Genomic DNA, 14,201 nt, shown 5'->3' with positions numbered 1-14,201 from the left:
TCTTCATCCTTTTTTAGTCGGGACTTAGCTTTTTCTGCGGTATCATACCACTGTCCCTTTTCTCTTGACTTTTCACCGGGTGAAAGGTGTATTCTTGTTCCGGTGAATGTTAAGATTCTTTAAACTCCGCTGCCCTTTGATTGACAGATGTCATACGGTCCTCTATGATGATATATGACAAGTTGTCATATCATGCAGGAAGGAGTGGTCGATGATTGCCCAGCAGCACCTTTTTCCGCCTGCCGCCGGAAAAGCAGGAGAAACTGCTTTGCGCCGCCCGAAAGGAGTTTGCACGGGTCCCTTTTGCCGATGCCTCCATTAACCGGATCATTCAGGAGGCCGACATTTCCCGCGGAAGTTTTTACATGTATTTTCGCGACAAGGGGGAGTTATTTTTTTATCTTCTGGATCTCTATGCCCATCAGCTGGAGGCGCCCGCCCTTTCCGCGCTGCGCAGCCGGGGCGGAAACCCCTTTCCCGCCCTGCTGGATCTTTTTGACCAGCTGCAGGCCTATTACCGCCTGCCCCAGCGGGACCGCGCGTTTGAAGAGGTGGTGCGCATCCTGCAGCTCAACCATCCCATGAATCCTGATCTCATTCTCCGCTCCGATCTTCCGGAGCCGCCGCTGCTCCGTCTTCTGGACCAGATCGATCCGACCTGTTTGGATTTGCGGCATGAAGAAGATCTGCGTGAGAGCTTTCATCTGCTGTGTGCCGTCACCGGTTCAGCCATCCTCTCCGGGATTCAGATGGAGGACCCCGCCCCTGCCCGGGCGCGTCTGGTCCGCATTTTTGATATTCTTCAGCGCGGCATGGTCTCCAAACCGGAGCTGCCGTAGCCACTTTAGGAAAAGGAGATACGTATGGAACAAACCCAACTCACCCAGGGCACGGCTGTGGCGGAACCCGCCGCACCCGCCAAAAAGGAACATGCCCCCAAGTTCAAACCGCCCAAGAAAAAGCGCAAATGGGTCAAGCGCCTCATTGTGCTGGTGGTCATCGTGGCCATTGTGGCTTTTCTCTTGAAAAGCTGCATGGGCGGCACACAGATGGCCATGGCCGGCAGCTACCTTCCCGAAACAGTCTCTATGCAGGACCTGACGGTCACCGTGTCGGGTACCGGTACCATCTCCCCCATCCACTCCTATAAAGTAACTACGCTGGTCCGGGGCGAGATCCTGGAGGCCCCCTTCGAAGAGGGCGACACCGTCCACAAGGGGGATGTCCTCTTCCGTATCGATGCCAGCGATGTGGAGACCTCCATTGAACAGGCCCGACTGGCCGTTCAGCAGGCCCAGCTTACGTACGACAATCTGAAAAACAGTGCCAAGGATGCCAAGCTCACCGCAAATGCCAGCGGCATCATCTCCAAGCTCTACGTGGACGAGGGCGACAATGTGACCGCCGGACAGCAGGTGGCCGACATTCTGGACCGCTCCACCATGAAGCTCAAGGTCCCCTTCCACTCCGCGGATGCCGCCGCGCTCTCTCTGGGACAGAGCGCCACGGTGGTCGTGGACGGCACGGCCCAGCCCATCACCGGCACGGTCACCGACATCTCTCCGCTGGAGGAGGTGGGTACCGGCGGCACCCTGACCCGCACGGTCACTATCTCGGTGACCAACCCCGGCATCATCACCGATTCCTCCACGGGAACCGCCACCGTTGGCACCCTCTCCTGTGCCGCCTCCGGTCCCTTTGAGTATGCCGCCAAAAAGACCGTGGTCGCCAAGACCAGCGGTGAACTGGCCTCTCTCCCCGTCAAAGAGGGGGACTCGGTCACCGACGGTCAGACCATCGGCTCCTTCGATGCCGACTCCATCACCACCCAGATCGAAAATGCCCGCCTGAATGTGGAGAATGCCAAGCTGACCCTGCAAAGCGCCCAGGACAGCCTGGAGAATTACACCATCACCTCCACCATCGACGGCACGGTCATCGAAAAGAATCTGGATGTAGGGGACAACATCGACGGCACCTCCACCACCTCCGGTGGAAATACAGGAACCACCGGTGTCAGCTATCCGGCTGTCATCTATGACCTGAGCGCCCTCACCTTCGACCTGCCCATCGACGAGCTGGATATCAGCAAGATCCAGGTGGGCCAGGAGGTGGAGATCACCTCCGAGGCTCTGGACGGCAAGACCTTTACCGGACGGGTCGACAAAATCAACATCAACGGCACCACCGCCAACGGAGTCACCACCTATCCGGTCACGGTCCAGGTGGATAATCCGGAGGGGCTCTACCCCGGCATGAATGTCTCGGCCAAGATCATCGTGGAGCGGTCGGGCCAGGCCCTGTGCGTCCCCATCGACACGGTGGACCGCGCAGACGGCGGCTCCGTCAAGCTCCCCGGTCCCGACGCCGTGTATGACGAAAACGGCACCATGATCTCCCCCGGCACCATTGAGACCCGAAAGGTCACCCTGGGCCGGAACAACGACGAGTACATCGAGATCCTGGACGGCCTGCAGGAGGGCGATATTGTCCTGAAAAAGAACGAGTCCTCCAGCACCATGGCAATGATGATGGGAGGCTAAGCCTTGGAACATCTCATCGAACTCAAGGATGTCTATAAAATCTATCAGATGGGTACCGAGACCGTCCACGCACTGGACGGCATCAACCTCACCATCGACGAGGGAGAGTTTGTGGCCATCGTCGGTCAGTCCGGTTCCGGCAAATCCACGGCCATGAATATCATCGGCTGTCTGGATGTGCCAACCTCCGGGACCTATCATCTGGGCGGCGTGGACGTATCGACCATGGACGACGACCAGCAGGCTGAGATCCGCAACAAGATGCTTGGATTCATCTTTCAGCAGTACAATCTGATCCCCAAGCTCAATGTGCAGGAAAACGTGGAACTCCCCCTGCTCTACGCCGGCATCCCGGCCGACGAGCGGCATGAGCGGGCCATCCGCTCCCTGGAGCGGGTGGGGCTGGCCGACAAGCGCAAAAACCTCCCCAATCAGCTCTCCGGCGGACAGCAGCAGCGTGTCTCCATCGCCCGGGCTCTGGCGGGGAATCCCTCGGTGATCCTGGCCGACGAGCCCACCGGCGCCCTGGATTCCCGTACCGGCCGGGAGGTCCTGGGGTTTCTCCGCAAGCTCAATGAAGAGGGGGACACGGTGGTCCTCATCACCCACGACAACTCCATCGCCGTCAAGGCAAAGCGCATCGTCCGCCTTCAGGACGGACAGATCATCTACGATGGAGATGCCAGCGATCCCCGCGCGGTCGTCCAGCCCACCCTCTCCGGCGAAGAGGAGGAGGACATCCCCCCCGGTGTGTTCCACAGTGAGGAGGGGCAGGCATGAACATTTCCCAATCCTTCCGTCTGGCGGTCAAATCCCTGGCTACCAGCAAAATGCGGGCCCTGCTCACCATGCTGGGCATTATCATCGGCGTAGCCGCCGTGATCATCATTACCAGCCTGGGCAACGGCATGCAGAACTATATGAACGATCAGTTTGAGAGCATGGGCTCCAACCTGGTCCAGGTCCAGATTTACGGCCGCGGCATGGGCTCTTCCCGTACCATCGAGCCGGAAGACATGTATGCTCTGGCCGAAAAGTATCCCGACTACATCTCCGGCGTCACCCCCTACGTCACCGCCCAGGCCAAGGTGCGCCAGGGCACGGAAGAGTATGAGCGCACCAGCCTCTATGGCGTGGGCGAGTCCTTCCTGGGCGAGCAGGGCTCCACCATGCGCGGTGAGACCCTCGCCACCGGCCGCTTTCTCAAATTCGTGGATGTGGACCGGTTTCAAAACGTCTGTGTGATTGGCGCCTATCTGGCGCAAAACGCCTTCTCCGGCGATCCGCTGGGACAGACCATCTCCATCGGCGGCATGTCCTATACGGTGGTCGGTGTGCTGGACACCGTGGCCGATCTGAGTGAGGGCAGCGGAGACGATATTATCTACATCCCCTATACCAGCGCGCTCCGGCTCAACGGCATGGCGGACGCCAACTTCTATATGTTTACCAGCACCACCCGCGACACCGCCTCCGCGGCCAAGGGCATCATCGAAAACCGCCTCTATCAGACCTTCCAGAGCTCGGACTACTATTTTGTCATGACCTCGGCCGAGATGATGGACGCCATGGACTCCATGGTCAATACCCTCATGATGATCCTGATCCTCATCGCCGCCATTTCTCTGCTGGTGGGCGGCATCGGCATTATGAACATCATGCTGGTCTCGGTCACGGAGCGCACCCGGGAGATCGGCATCCGCAAATCCCTGGGCGCCAAGGGCAAGGACATCCGCAGCCAGTTTATCATTGAAGCGGGTACCACCTCCGCCATTGGCGGGGCCATCGGTATCGTCCTGGGCATTATCATGGCCAACGTCCTGACAAACGTCATCGCGTTTGCCCTCAACACCACCAACAACGGCTTTGTTGCAGTCCCCACCATCGGCGGTATCGCCGTATCCTTTGGCGTCTCGGTGGGCATCGGTATTCTGTTTGGCTACCTCCCCGCCAACAAGGCCGCCCGCCTCAATCCCATCGACGCGCTGCGGTATGAGTAATCCCATACCCTCCCGTCGGAGAAAAAGGAGTTTTTATATGAAAAAACCGCTTCTCGCCGGACTTGTGTCCGCTGCGCTTGTGGCGGGTCTGATGCCCGCCTCCCTGGCCGCCATCCCCTCTGAGGAGGAGGCGGGCCAGGTCCTCTCCGCCCTGGACATTCTGGTGGGGGATGAAAACGGCGACCTTCACCTGGACCGCTATGTCACCCGGGCGGAGTTCACCAAAATGGTGATCGCCGCCTCTCCCTACCGGGACAGCGCCGGAGAGGCTGCCAGTGTCTCTCCCTATCCCGACGTGCCCCGAACTCACTGGGCCGCCCCCTATGTACAGGCCGCCGCATCGGCCGGGTATGTCTCGGGCTATCTGGACGGTACCTTCCACCCCTCGGCCAACATCACCCTGGCCGAGGGTGTGACCATGGTCCTGCCCCTGCTGGGCTACACCACAGAGGACTTTACCGGCGCCTATCCCGCCGGCCAGATGGCCGCCTATCACAATCTGGGCCTGGATGAGGGGGTCACCGCCACCCAAAACAGCCCCATGACCCGGGAAGACGCCCTCTATCTCTTCTACAATCTCATGACTGCCAAGACCAAACAGGGGAGCTACTACCTCAACACGCTGGAGCCCGGCCTCAATCTGGTGGATCAGAACGGCACGCTGGACCGGGTCGCTCTGGTCAACTCGGCCATGGAAGGCCCCGTGGTGGCAGAGGGCAGCTGGACCTCCAAGCTTCCCTTCTCTCTCTCCTCCGTCACCGTGTACCGGGACGGAAAGCTCGCCTCCTCTCAGGCCATCCAGCCTCTGGATGTGGTCTACTGGTCTGACTCCATGAACCAGCTCTGGGCATACAGCAAGAAGGTAACCGGTACGCTGGAGCGGGTCTCTCCCTCTGCTTCCCGTCCCACCTCGGTCACGGTAGCCGGAACTGAGTATCCTCTGGAGAGCAGCGACGCGGTCTACTCCGTCAGCGATCTGGGCCAGTTCCGTACCGGTGATGCCGTTACCCTGCTGCTGGGCCGGGACGGCGGCGTTGCCGCCATCCGTTCCTCCGGCGTTTTGGGCGAATCTTCCGATGTGGTCGGCATGGTCACCGCGGTACAGAACAGCTCCTACGTGGACGAAAACGGCGACTCCTATACCAGCTACTCCATCACTCTGGTCACCACCTCCGGCGCCACCGCTACCTATCCCACCCGGGATAAATACTGGGACGAGGGCGACCTGGTACGGGTGACCGGAAGCGGAGACTCCATCCAGGTCAAGCGTCTCTCCAGCTCCAGTCTCTCCGGCTCCTTTAATTCCGACGCCACCAAGCTGGGGGACTATACCCTGGCTGACAATGTGGAGATCCTGGATACCTACGACGATACCACCGCCATCCGGGTCTATCCCAACCGTCTGAGCGGCGTGAAGCTCAAGAGCGACGCGGTACGCTTCTATTCCACCAATGAACAGGGCGAGATTGATCGTCTTATCCTGGAAGATGTCACCGGAGATATGCATTCCTACGGCGTACTTACCTCCGCCAAGGAGATCAACGCCGGCATGACTCTGATGGGCAACTACACCCTGGATCTGGCCGGAACTTCCATTCCTCTTGTCACCACCAATACGGTCTACGGCGTACACAAGGGAGCCTGCCAGGTCATCGGCTCCGTTCAGGACCCCGACCGTGTCCGGAACCTGAGCGAGGTCGCGCTGGACTCGGTCTCCTCTACCACCGCCATCTCCTCTGCCAATCAGAAATACCCGGTCTCTGAGCAGGTGGCCGTCTACGAGATCCGCAATGACAGCTATTACTACTCCAGTCTCTCCCGGGTGAACAACGGGGATTATACCCTCACTGGCTACTATGATAAACCGGCCGTTGACGGCGGTCAGATCCGCGTGATCCTGGCCAAGGCAAAATAACCCCTTCTCAAAAACAGACGGAGGCCCCCGGCACGATTACGTGCCGGGGGCCTCTTTTTCTCTTCCAACAGGCGGTCAGCTCTCCTGTTCATAGGACAGCACCGCTCCGCTCTGTGCGTCAATGTGATATTTATACTCTACGGCGCCGCACTGAAATTCCACCTCATAATAGACTACGCCGTTGTCTTCCTCCCGCTCGCTGCTCCAGTCCTCCACCTGGGCGGCGCTGACGCCCGCATGGGCCAATGCCGCCTCGGCCGCCTGACGGGCATTGATGGAAGCGCTCTGTCCGTTTCGCTCCATCGCACCGCCCCCGCCGTGCAGCGGCTCCTGTTCACACTGGACCACCTGGCCGGCGGCGTTCACGACGCACTCATATGCGGTGTCGGCACTGTGGAATTCCAGCTCATAGTACATTTGCCCATCGTCCCAGTCCTGCTGTTCCTTCTCTATGACGACGTCCGCCTCGCTCAGACCCACATAGGCCAGTGCAGCAGCCCGGGCCTGGGCCATGTCAACGGCCGTCGGAGAGGTGCTGGGCACCGCCGTCACAGCCGTCCCGGGGGAAGATGGCTGCGCAGCGGAGGGCACAGGCTGTGTGGGTTCGGGAGAGGGCAGATCCGGCTCCATATCATCCCCACTCGGAGCGGGCGGCTGTATTCCGCCGTACTCCTCCCACGCCTCCTGAAGCTCTTCCTGGGCCAGATCCAGCAGCTCCCGGTTGTAGCGCCAGCTCCCGCCGTCTACCGATACCGGGGTCTCCAGTCCACCGGTCAACAGTCCCTGTCGGGCCAGCGCAGTAAACACGCTCTCCAGCGCGTCTTCCACCTCCGCGCCCTCCAGGGTCATCTGGCCCAGGACTGCGTCATCCGCTATTCCGTCCACCCGGAGGACCCGCTGAAACCGGTTGACTGCCATCTCGATCTCCGGCTCTTCTCCAATCGAGATGATGGCCGCCGTACTCATCCACAGATAAAATGCCCCTGCAAGGAACAACAGCAGACAGGCCGCCGCAAAAATGGGCCACCGCCTGCGGCGGCGCACCGGTGAGGGGACGATGTGGTCCTCATTCAGCAGCGGAGGGACCTCCTCAGAAGAGACCTGCTCAAACACATCGGGGACGCTTCGGTCCACGGCGCGGCGCAGCAGCTGTTCTACCTCACGGTCGTTCCATTCTCTTCTCATCCTCACACCTCCTCGCATTCCAGCAGCGCGGCGCGCAGCTTTCCCAGCGCCCGGTGATACCTGGACAGGACCGTGGAAAGGGGTCGCTCCAGCATTCCGGCAATCTCCCGGTGCTTGAGTCCGGATACCGCGTGGAGAAGTACAATCTCCCGCTCCTCTGCACTCAGCACACGCATGGCCTGGCGCAGGACCATGGCCTCATCGCTCCGGTCGCTCTCCGGAATGGCCAGCTCCCCTTCGGGGCAGTCCCCCATCAGCTCTTCCCGGCCGGTACGCCGCTGCTGATCCCGCACCAGATTTTTGACAATGGTAAAGACCCAGGCCATGGGTTTTCCGCCCGGCCGGTAGAGATGGGCGGCCGAACGCACTTTGAGATAGGCCTCCATCATAATATCCTGCGCATCATGGTGGTTTCGGGTCAGAGAGAGCGCATAGGCATAGATCGCCCGATCTGTGGCGCGGTAAAAGTGCTCAAAGGCCTCCGCATCGCCCTGCCCGATCCGCCGGAGCAGAGCCTCACAGTCGGTAGCGGCCAATCGGCGCCCCGCCTCCCACGCGCCCTCCATCATCAGAAACACGCTTCATTCCCCCTTTGCCCTAACAAAAAGGGGATGGCCGCCGGCCATCCCCCCGTTACAGCTTATGGGCTCAGTATAGCAGAGTTTTCCGATCATTTCCACATGGGATTCAATCCCGGTCCACATCCCGGCTCAGGATCGCGCCGGAATAGGCGTCGATCTCGTACTCATACTCGATACCGCCGCTGCGGAACTCCACATCATACTCCATCCGGCCGTCATCCCAGTCGGTCTGCGCCTTGGTAAAGGTGACCTGGCTGGCGCTCAGCCCCGCGTCGTTCAGCGCAATGGTCTTGGCCTTCTCCACGCCAATGGCCGTGCTGCTGCTGGTTCCCCCGCTCCAGCTCTCATGCTCCCGCTTCAGAACCGTTCCGGTGGCTGCGGCAATCTCATACTCATACTTGGTGCTGCCGGAGACAAATTCGATGTCATAGACCTTCCGGCCATCATCCCAGTCCCCCTGAGTCTTGGTAAAGGTGACCTTGCTGGCGCTCAGCCCCGCATCCTCCAGAGCGATGGTCTTGGCTCGGGCCATGCCGATATAGTTGCCGTTGCCATTCCCGTTGCCCCAGTTATCATCCCAATTATCGTTCCAGGACTGGCCGTCGCGGGAGATGATATTGCCGGTCCAGGCGCAGATCTCATAGTCATAGCTCTTCCCGTTATAGGTAAACTCCACATCGTAGACCGGGCGTCCGTCATCCCATCCGCTCTCCGCCTTGGTAAAGGTGACCTTGCTGGCGCTCAGTCCCGCATCCTCCAGGGCGATGGTCTTGGCGTTTGCCAGGGTGATGTAGGCGTCCACATCGTCCCAGTTGCTGGCCCCATCCAGAGAAACCGTTTGGGTGCTGCTGTCCCAGTTCACATCCATGCCGACCGCCTCACCGATGGCACGCACCGGCAGATAGGTGCTGCCATTGTAGCTGATGGCGTCCTTGTCCAGATCCTGCACCTTTCCGTTGACCTTTACCGTGATGTCGGGCCGGAGCTCCGCCGTGATCTTCTGCCGGACCACCGCGGCCCCCGCCGCCATACCCAGAGCCAAAACACCTGCCATCGTCAGAGCGGCGACACTCTTCTTCCAGCGATTCTGCTTCATCATAACTGATCCTTCCCTTCTAATATAAAATCAAGTTTGTATGTGGATCTCTTTTGGTCTCTTCACCCATATAACGCACAGCTCCCTGTTTTTATCGCACACTCTGAAAAAATTTTTTTATCTTTTTTTGCGAGCCCCGAAAAGATGCAAAACGGCGGGACCGCACATGCGGTCCCGCCGTCCATATCATCCAAATTAGAAGTACTTCTGTACGCCCTCGCTGGCCAGCTCGCGGTCAGCGCTGATGGTCACGGTGAACTTGATGTTGTTCTTCTCGGAGAAGGAATTGAGCCAATCCAGGAACTCCTCCAGAGTATGATCGGTGACATCGGCATTGACGATCTTGGTCAGGCTGTCGATGAACACATGGGTAATGTCATAGTTACCGGCATACAGGCCGCTGATGAAGCCCTTCATAAACTCGAAGGTACCCATGTCGTAGTTGCTGGACTCCACCAGACGAATCTTGGAATGGATGTCATATGTCAGTTTACCGCCGCGCTCAATGCATACCACATTGCCGTGCTCGCTGTGAACGGCAGAATTAATGAGGTCGATCATCTGCTTGGTCTTACCGGTGCCCTTGACACCCATGATCACTCTCACCATAATTATCACTCCTTATTTGTCCACCGGGACTCCCCCGGTCTTTGTATCATGTTACCATATCAAAGATTAGATTGCAACTGATTTACAGAAGTTTGCTTAAATTTCAAAGAAAGGTTCCGCCTGCTTTGGGTACTTATCACCACAACAGTCCCTTTTCACTCTAAGAACACGCTTAATGGCCCAGCCGCGCCTCCAGCTCCGCCTTTTGGGCCTCATAACCCGGTTTCCCCAGGAGAGCGTACATATTCTTCTTATATGCCTCCACGCCCGGCTGGTCAAAGGGATTGACCTCCAGCAGATAGCCGGACAGTCCGCAGGAATACTCAAAGAAGTAGATCAGCTCGCCCACGGTGTGCTCATCCCGGCGGGCGGCCTGGATGACCAGGTTGGGCACGCCGCCGTCCACATGGGCCAGGAGGGTTCCCCGCATGGCCTGTTCCGCCACAAAGGACAGGGGCTTGCCCGAGAGGAAGTTCAGGCCGTCCACATTGTCCGGATCATGGGGGATCGTGAAGCTCCCCAGCGACTCGGCAAACCGGACCACGCTCTCAAACATCAGCCGCTCGCCCTGCTGGATATACTGTCCCATGGAGTGGAGGTCGGCGGTAAACTCCACGCTGGCGGGGAAGAGTCCCTTGCCGTCCTTGCCCTCGCTCTCGCCGTAGAGCTGCTTCCACCACTCGGCAAAGAAGCGGAAGGCGGGCTCATAGCCCACCAGGATCTCGGTGCGCTTGCCCAGGGTGTACAGAGCGTGGCGGGCGGCGGCATACTGCCAAGCAGGGTTGTCCATCCCCGGCACGGAGAGGGCCTCCATCGCCTGGGCCGCGCCCTCCATCAGCTTCTCCAGATCGATACCGGCCACCGCGATGGGCAGAAGGCCCACAGCCGTGAGGACCGAGTAGCGTCCGCCCACCGCGTCGGGTACCACAAAGGTCTCATACCCCTCCGAGTCAGCCAGTCCCTTGAGGGCTCCCTTGTGGGCGTCGGTGGTGGCATAGATGCGCCGGCGGGCCTCTTCCTTCCCGTACTTCTCCTCCAGCAGATTCTTAAAGATCCGGAAGGCCACGGCGGGCTCGGTGGTCGTGCCCGACTTGGAGATCACATTGACAGAAAAATCCCGGTCTTTGACCAGGTCAATGATCTCCAGCAGCGCGTCGGTGGACAGCCCGTTTCCGGCAAAGAAGATGTCGGGCGTGTCTTTTTTCTTCAGGTTATAGTTGGGCGATTTGAGCAGTTCGATCACCGCGCGGGCGCCCAGATAGGAGCCGCCGATTCCCACGACCACCAGGGCCTGGGAGTCGGACTGGATTTTTTTCGCCGCGCAGCGGATGCGGGCAAACTCCTCTTTATCATAATCCCGGGGCAGGTGGACCCATCCGGTAAACGAGCCGCCGGCTCCGCTGCCGTTCTCCAGCCAGCCGCGGGCCTGCTCCAGCCGCTCGGTACGGGATGTCAGCCAGTCCTCCGGAAGAAAGCCGGTGGCGTTGGACACATCAAGTTGAATCATATCAGATTGCCTCCTTTGCAGACATGGGTGCTGTCCATATTATACACCACCACCCGGTCTATTCCTAGCCTATTTTGTGGAAAAAGGCAATCCATTTTTCCGCGCCTTACCGTGCCAACAGGGCCTGGGCCCGGCGGAGGAGCTTGGTATACACCCCGTCCATCTGCCACTCATTGGTATAGGAGAGCAGGTCGGCCGCCGGAAGCCAGCCCACCCGGGTGTTTTCTCCCTCCCGGACGGTGAGGGCATCCCCCTCGTCGGCCACCAGCAGATAGGTCACGTTGAGGTGCTGATGGGCCGGCACATACCGCCCCCGCTTCACATGCCCCCATACCGGCAGGATGTCCAGAGACATGATGTCAGAGGAGAGGGGGAGTACATGGGTTACGCCGGTCTCCTCCCGGGCCTCCCGCAGGGCCACGGAGAGCAGATCCTCCTCCCCGTCCGCATGGCCGCCGGTCCAGGCCCAGACCCGATAGATATTGTGGTGGGCCATCAGGACCTTGGAGCCGTCGGCGTTGACCACAAAGCCGGAGCTGGTGATATGGGCCACCTCATTTTCCCGGGTCAGAAGCCGCCCTGGGAAGAGCCTGGCATACTCCAGCATCATGCGCTGGTCGGCCTCCTCCTGGGCATTTTCCGGACGGTAGGCCCGGATGTCGTCCAGATACATGCTTATCTCCTCCGATAGGTCACATAGTGGTAGCGGATGCCGTCCTGCTCCAGCATCTCCCCCTCTTCGGACACATGCCACTCCGGCAGGCGGTCCAGGTTCGGGAAAAAGGTATCCGCAGGAAAGGCCGCCTGGATCTTGGTTACATAGACGGTGTCGCACTTCTCCAGGAGGGCTTGGTACACGCTCCCTCCGCCGATCACAAAGGCATCCTCCGGCGCGGCGGCGCACAGGTCCTCCAGACTGGAAAAGACCTCTGCCCCTTCACAGCAAAAGGCGCGATTCCGGGAGAGGATCAGATTCCGCCGCTTGGGCAGAGGCCTCCCTCCTGGAAAGGTGGCCAGGGTCTTGCGGCCCAGGATCACCGCATGACCCATGGTCAGGGCCTTAAAGCGTTTCAGGTCCTCCGAGAGGTAGACCAGCTGGTCCCCGTCCCGGCCGATCCCCCAGTTTTCATCCACTGCTACGATGGCGTACATGGCTCTCCCCACTTTCGTCTTTCGGATTGGTTATACCGCCACCGGGATCTTCCCGGCCAGCGGATGGGCCTGATATCCCTCCAGGCGCAGGCTCTCCGGTGTGAAGGCATAAAAATCCTCCACTGCCGGGTCGATCCACAGCTTGGGGGCGTCATAGGGCTTTCGTTCCAGCAACTCCTCCACAATGGGCACATGGCGGTCGTAGATGTGGGCGTCCGCGATGACATGGATGAGCTCCCCGGCCTCCAGGCCGGACACCTGGGCCAGCATGTGGACCAGGGCGGCATACTGCATCACATTCCAGCCGTTGGCGGTGAGCATGTCCTGGCTGCGCTGGTTCAAAATGGCGTTGAGGGTGCGCCCGCTCACATTGAAGGTCATGGACCAGGCGCAGGGATACAGGTGCATCTCATGCAGGTCCGCATGGTTATAGAGATTGGTCAGAATGCGCCGGGAGGCGGGGTTGTGCTTCAGGTCATAGAGCACCCGGTCCACCTGGTCAAACTCCCCCTCAGGATAGCGGTGCTTTACGCCCAGCTGATAGCCGTAGGCTTTTCCGATCGAACCGCTCTCATCGGCCCAGGCATCCCAGATGTGGCTGTTCAGGTCCTGAATCTGATTGGATTTCTTCTGCCAGATCCAGAGCAGCTCATCCAGCGCATTGCGGAAGGCCATCTTCCGGATGGTCTGGACGGGAAATTCCTCCCGCAGATCATAGCGGTTGACGATCCCGAATGCTTTGATGGTATGGGCAGGCGTTCCGTCCTCCCAGCGGGGCCGGACATTCTGGTCGGTGTCCCAGACTCCATGGGCCAGAATCTCTTTGCAATTTTGGATAAACAGTTCGTCGGCTCGGCTCATAGTGTTCCTCCTCACTCTCATTTCCCGCTATTATAGCACAGTCCACAACATCCTACCAGCTCTCTTGTCTATACAACTTTATGCAAAAAACTGCATAGTTTTCTCCTGTAATATGGAATCCCATTCCGTTCTATGGTATTCTTGTCTTGTCAACAAAATATGAGAACCACCGTGTTCTCCACAGGAGTGTCTGTCATGAACAAGCCCCCCGTCCCACTTCCCCACGTGGGTCTGCGCAATCTCAAGACCGCCCTCTCTGCCTCGCTTTGTGCCCTGATCTACTATTTCATCAACCGGAACCCCACCTTTGCCTGCATCGGTGCCATCTTCGGTATGGGCGCCAACATGGACCATTCCAAGCTGCACGGCGGCAACCGCCTCTTCGGCACCATCATCGGCGGCTTTCTGGGAATGGGACTCTTTCGGATCTACATTATCTTTGTCCCGGATGGAAGCAACCGCCTCCTGCTGGTCCCCCTCCTCTTTGTGGGCGTCGTGATCCTGATTATTTTGGCCCAGGTGTTCTGGGTGGGGGCGGTGCAGCCCGGCGGCGTGGTGCTGTGCATCGTACTCTTCAACACCCCGGTGGACACCTATGTGAGCTACGCCCTCAACCGCATGGTGGACACCGGCGCAGGTGTGGCCATGTCCCTGCTCATCAACTATCTGCTCCCCCGGGAGCGCCTGGTGAACTGGATCAATGTGTGCTGCCGGGCGCTGGGTTGGCCGGAACGGTATTGAATCAAGCAAAA

Annotated in this window: 14 protein-coding genes; 6 read left to right on the top strand and 8 right to left on the bottom strand. The window is 59.4% G+C overall.

Annotation, left to right across the window (positions count from 1 at the left end; genetic code table 11):
* The first annotated feature begins 215 nt into the window (after positions 1-215).
* The 5 genes from H8S34_RS10925 to H8S34_RS10905 are packed head-to-tail and all read left to right on the top strand — an operon-like array spanning position 216 to position 6,458.
* Positions 216-839, top strand: coding sequence for a TetR/AcrR family transcriptional regulator (locus H8S34_RS10925; protein ID WP_101691463.1), 624 nt, complete (start codon positions 216-218; stop codon positions 837-839).
* Between the two features lie 24 nt (positions 840-863).
* Positions 864-2,543: an RND family efflux transporter gene (locus tag H8S34_RS10920; protein ID WP_101691464.1), complete on the top strand. Its 1,680-nt coding sequence runs from the start codon at positions 864-866 to the stop codon at positions 2,541-2,543.
* A 3-nt stretch (positions 2,544-2,546) separates the two neighbouring features.
* Positions 2,547-3,323 (top strand): ABC transporter ATP-binding protein, encoded by a 777-nt coding sequence (locus H8S34_RS10915; RefSeq protein WP_101691465.1) that lies wholly within the window; start codon positions 2,547-2,549, stop codon positions 3,321-3,323.
* Positions 3,320-4,543: an ABC transporter permease gene (locus H8S34_RS10910; RefSeq protein WP_101691466.1), complete on the top strand. Its 1,224-nt coding sequence runs from the start codon at positions 3,320-3,322 to the stop codon at positions 4,541-4,543. Before H8S34_RS10915 ends, H8S34_RS10910 begins: the two co-directional genes overlap by 4 nt.
* Before the next feature lie 37 nt (positions 4,544-4,580).
* Positions 4,581-6,458 carry an S-layer homology domain-containing protein gene (locus H8S34_RS10905; protein ID WP_186963989.1) on the top strand — a complete coding sequence of 626 codons (1,878 nt, stop codon included), beginning with the start codon at positions 4,581-4,583 and terminating at the stop codon, positions 6,456-6,458.
* A 75-nt stretch (positions 6,459-6,533) separates the two neighbouring features.
* On the opposite strand, the gene H8S34_RS10900 is transcribed toward H8S34_RS10905, so the two are convergent.
* The 8 genes from H8S34_RS10900 to thyA form a co-directional block, all read right to left on the bottom strand.
* A complete protein-coding gene (locus H8S34_RS10900; RefSeq protein WP_186963988.1) occupies positions 6,534-7,643 on the bottom strand; it encodes a PepSY domain-containing protein in 1,110 nt (369 codons plus the stop codon).
* Positions 7,644-7,645: 2 nt separating this feature from the next.
* Entirely contained in the window at positions 7,646-8,212 is a 567-nt protein-coding gene (locus H8S34_RS10895; protein WP_101691591.1) for an RNA polymerase sigma factor, read from the bottom strand.
* Positions 8,213-8,330: 118 nt separating this feature from the next.
* Positions 8,331-9,323, bottom strand: a complete 993-nt coding sequence (locus tag H8S34_RS10890; RefSeq protein WP_186963987.1) for a PepSY domain-containing protein — start codon at positions 9,321-9,323, stop codon at positions 8,331-8,333.
* Positions 9,324-9,515: 192 nt separating this feature from the next.
* Positions 9,516-9,929, bottom strand: coding sequence for a hypothetical protein (locus H8S34_RS10885; protein WP_101691470.1), 414 nt, complete (start codon positions 9,927-9,929; stop codon positions 9,516-9,518).
* A gap of 172 nt (positions 9,930-10,101) precedes the next feature.
* Complete coding sequence (locus H8S34_RS10880) at positions 10,102-11,436, bottom strand: glucose-6-phosphate isomerase (protein ID WP_101691471.1); 1,335 nt, start codon at positions 11,434-11,436, stop codon at positions 10,102-10,104.
* Between the two features lie 106 nt (positions 11,437-11,542).
* Positions 11,543-12,109, bottom strand: a complete 567-nt coding sequence (locus H8S34_RS10875) for an NUDIX hydrolase (RefSeq protein ID WP_101691472.1) — start codon at positions 12,107-12,109, stop codon at positions 11,543-11,545.
* Between the two features lie 2 nt (positions 12,110-12,111).
* On the bottom strand, positions 12,112-12,588 hold the full coding sequence (locus H8S34_RS10870; protein WP_186963986.1) for a dihydrofolate reductase: 477 nt from the start codon (positions 12,586-12,588) through the stop codon (positions 12,112-12,114).
* Between the two features lie 30 nt (positions 12,589-12,618).
* A complete protein-coding gene (gene thyA, locus H8S34_RS10865; protein ID WP_186963985.1) occupies positions 12,619-13,449 on the bottom strand; it encodes a thymidylate synthase in 831 nt (276 codons plus the stop codon).
* 195 nt (positions 13,450-13,644) lie between these two features.
* Here thyA and H8S34_RS10860 point away from each other — a divergent pair, with 195 nt between their 5' ends.
* Positions 13,645-14,190, top strand: a complete 546-nt coding sequence (locus tag H8S34_RS10860) for an FUSC family protein (protein ID WP_101691475.1) — start codon at positions 13,645-13,647, stop codon at positions 14,188-14,190.
* Positions 14,191-14,201 lie beyond the last annotated feature (11 nt).

This window comes from Pseudoflavonifractor hominis, assembly GCF_014288125.1.
Lineage (GTDB): Bacteria > Bacillota > Clostridia > Oscillospirales > Oscillospiraceae > Pseudoflavonifractor_A > Pseudoflavonifractor_A gallinarum.
Note: the sequence above shows the minus strand (reverse complement) of the source record. Positions and strands in the feature narration are given on the sequence as shown.